Annotated in this window: 3 protein-coding genes; 1 reads left to right on the forward strand and 2 read right to left on the reverse strand. The window is 43.3% G+C overall.

The features are described from left to right. Positions 1–47 precede the first annotated feature (47 nt). Positions 48–206, reverse strand: coding sequence for a hypothetical protein (locus ACTTJ8_RS11500; RefSeq protein WP_442716621.1), 159 nt, complete (start codon positions 204–206; stop codon positions 48–50). A 55-nt stretch (positions 207–261) separates the two neighbouring features. On the opposite strand from ACTTJ8_RS11500, the gene ACTTJ8_RS11505 reads away from it, so the two are divergent. Then, entirely contained in the window at positions 262–2304 is a 2043-nt protein-coding gene (locus tag ACTTJ8_RS11505; protein ID WP_442716622.1) for a VWA domain-containing protein, read from the forward strand. Between the two features lie 141 nt (positions 2305–2445). On the opposite strand, the gene ACTTJ8_RS11510 is transcribed toward ACTTJ8_RS11505, so the two are convergent. Further along, positions 2446–3576 carry a hypothetical protein gene (locus tag ACTTJ8_RS11510; RefSeq protein ID WP_442716623.1) on the reverse strand — a complete coding sequence of 377 codons (1131 nt, stop codon included), beginning with the start codon at positions 3574–3576 and terminating at the stop codon, positions 2446–2448. Between the last annotated feature and the right edge of the window lie 114 nt (positions 3577–3690).

Below are 3690 nucleotides of genomic sequence, written 5' to 3' on the forward strand. Positions count from 1 at the left end.
GGACTTGTTCATTAAATACTCCTATACTGTCGCTTAATTTTGATTACTTACTTATCTGTAATTGACTTGATAACCAAATTTGTCGGGGCAGCAAGTTTTGTTTTTGAGTTTCCGTCATAATTTGAATTGGGATTTTTGCATCCGATGAATGCAACCGTTAATACCAACACTACAAAAATTGTAGCATTTTTTAATAAGTGTTTCATAAAACCCTCCTATGATTTTATAAATTTATTTTTAGATCGAAATAAATATCATAGGTTGGTTCCGCACCTGCCTGCCGATAGGCAGGTCAACCTAACACGGAATAAAACCGCACACCAAACGGAAGATTTAAGCGATACTGCGTTTTCCAACCTGTGTAGTACACTATTTTCCAACATCGGTAACATAAAACAAAATTTAAACGCAAACATTCAACGCTATAAGCAGCAATCAAAGAAAAAGCGGCAGTTTGAAAAAAATGCTGCCCCTGAATCTGCATTCGGCTCAAATCGAGAACGGAAGCAGTTGGTTGATGCGATCGAAGATGCCATACAGCCTATTGAGCCGGAAGACATCCCCATTGCTTTTCCGCAGAATACATTTGCGCAGGTTGCGCAGCATACGCTTTCCGAAATTCTACATGCGCAAGATGTACAAGAGTATATGCAAAGTCATGAAGGGCTTTCCGAAAACATTCAAACGGATCTTTTGGAATGGCTGCAAAAAACACACGGCACATTGGAAAACGAAAATCCGTTTTTAGATGAAGCAATCTTTGTTGCACAGCAGAAAAAGCAGTCTGCAGAAGAAATTGCTGCTGATCTTTCTGCGGAAAAGTCAAAAATACAGTATCACTATAAACGTCTTCCGTCAGTTAGCGATTCAAAACGTGAAACTATTCAGGAAAGTACGCTGGACTTTGATTTTTACCGCAAAGCATTTGCCGAACAAAAACACATCACCGATAGTGCAGCAGACGATGCCGCGAAAACAGTCCCGACAGAGGAAGCACAAACGTCTCCGGAAGCAAGTATACAGGTAGACGATATACAAGCAAAAAACACTTCCGGAAAAAATGAGCAAGTAAGTACTACCCATGCAGAAACCGTAACACAGAAAACGGAAAAAGATACGATTCAGTGGGAATCACCGGAAAAAATTGAAGCGCTGCGCAGAAACTTTATTGCCGATATGGAGAAAAATCTCATCGAACGCAAAACAAAGTGGGAGCAGGAACGGATCGATGCTATGCGAAAGCAGTTTTTGGAAGAGCTGTATAAAAAAATACAAAACTTTATGCGGTTTGAAAAACTACTTACGCCGTTCACTAAAAATTTCGGAAGGCTCTGGGATTTATCGAATCATCCCTTTGAAACAAGCGGGTTTGAAATCCTTGATACCTTTGCCAAGCTTCTGGAACAAGATGAATCGCTGCAGGAACTCGCTGACCTTCTCGGCAGGCAAAGCCGCACACAAGCGGTGTTTGAAAAAGAGCTGCGGGACAAAATCGTTATAACAACAGAGTGGCATCCGCAACCTGCATACCGTGGAGAGATAAACGGACTCAAGTATTCAAACGATATTGCAGCGGTTCTTCCCTGTGAACTTGCTATGCTGAAAAATCCTGCGGCAAAAAAACTCTTTCAGCTGAAATTTGCGCAAAAACAGCTTCTGTCATTTGAATATCAAAATGAGCAAGAGGAATTAAAAGAAAGTATCGAGCAAGAAGAGGTAACGATGGAAAAGCAAGAACCCAAGGGACCGATTATCATCTGCGTTGACACAAGCGGCTCTATGCACGGCACTCCGGAGAATATTGCAAAAACAGTAGCATTTGCACTGGCAAAGATTGCCGCAGAACAGGAACGGCTTTGCTATATCATCTCGTTTTCCACGGATATTGAAACACTGGAAGTAAAACCGAATGAGGATATGGAATTGACAAATGCAGACGGAGACAACTACCTGCAAAAACTGGTACGTTTTTTGCGTATGTCGTTTAACGGCGGAACCGATGCAGAACCTGCGCTGCCGAAAGCGCTTAACATGCTTGCAGGCAGCGACACGGCAGACGGATATAAAAATGCCGATGTACTGATGATCTCGGACTTCGTAATGGGCAATCTTTCAGCTGACCTTGTTACCGCTATCGAACAGGAAAAAGAAAAGAACACCGGCTTTTACAGCCTTGTTATCGGAGCAAGCGGCAACAAAAATACCATCGCCTGTTTTAATCACAACTGGCTGTACGACACCAATGATACCCGCGCGTCCCGGCATCTTGTTGAGCAGCTGCATGAACTGAAAACACGGAAATAATAGACTGGTTCGGTAACTTCGTTGCCGAACAGATTTAATACAGACCGGCTTGCTCATACAGTGAGTAATATCACCCATCTGGCACCCCTAAAACCGAAGTTTTTTAGAAATGCCCACAGCCTTCTCTTCGGGTATCAGCCTTTAGAGGTTATAGGTAAAAGCCTCTGCAATTACCGACTCCCCCAGAGCGGTTCGCGCTGAGGAAATTGCTTGCGCCTTTGTTGTTGCTTCTGCAGTATACTCAAAGGTAAAATGCTTTGTTTTTTGAGTTTGCTTAAAATCCCATACTGATATATCAGCCTGTATTCTGCAGCTAACGGTGTTACGTTCTGTTGTCGAAAGTTCAATAGCGGTTTTGCCAAAGATAAACCGTTCAACAACAGAGCCGATCTTTATCTGTGCTGCGCGTATTACCTGTGTTTCATCTGATCCGGCAAGTTCTTCATATTCATCCAACCCGATTCTACCAAATCCCCGCTTCATCAGCCCGGTAAGCAAGCGCGTAGCAGTAATATTTGTAGAAAAAATCGGCTGATTGTTTTCATCATAGTCAAGAATAGCAATGATTGTCGGTACCCGTTTTTCTATAGTGGCAGCTTTAAATGAAAAGACTGCGCATAGGTTTTCCGGGATATCCGCTGCGGCGGCATCTTTCTGAGAGATCGAAAGATAAAAACGCAATACACCATCAGTCGCCCGTTCAGGCACCGGCGGAGTAAAATACAGAAACCCTTCAGAATCGGTATACACCGTTTCGATTTTCATAATGCCCTCTTTTCCGCTCGGATAAGAAACCGTGAGAGGATAATTATCAAGCGGGAATTGCCTTTCCGGTGTTGTTACAACCGCCCGTATCGTAAACGGCTGATCAAAAGCAGAACCTGCTGTAACAGGAGACGGTTCACTTAACCGCTCAAGGGAAATAAGCTCCAAAAGCGGATCAATGTATGAACGGGCAGCAGCACGTGTTTCGTAATCGGCAGTACTGCTAGTTGCTTCATCAATCGCTGCAAAGAGCGCCAATGCCTTATGAATATCATAAACTTCAACAGCTTGCGCCAATTCGGAGAGCAACCGTGCCGCTGCTTCCGGTGCAATAGAAGATATTCTTTGTTGAGAAGACGGCACATCTCGAGAATCAGCAGGGGTCTGCGCAGAAATATTCCTATTTTTTTCTGTAAGCGGCTGCTTATCGGCACGAGACTGAGCATTAGAAGTACAAGCGGCGAGCGATGCGATACAGCAGCTCATAAAAACTAGTATTTTAAACATAGAAAATCTCAATTTTATACAATACCTACAGCGCTGTCAAGGGATCGCGAACCTATATTCAGGGATTCCGCATTATAACGACTGCAATACTCTATTGAGGCAATCTTCGCGTTT

Origin of the sequence: Treponema sp. (assembly GCF_052169735.1) — a bacterium.
Lineage (GTDB): Bacteria > Spirochaetota > Spirochaetia > Treponematales > Treponemataceae > Treponema.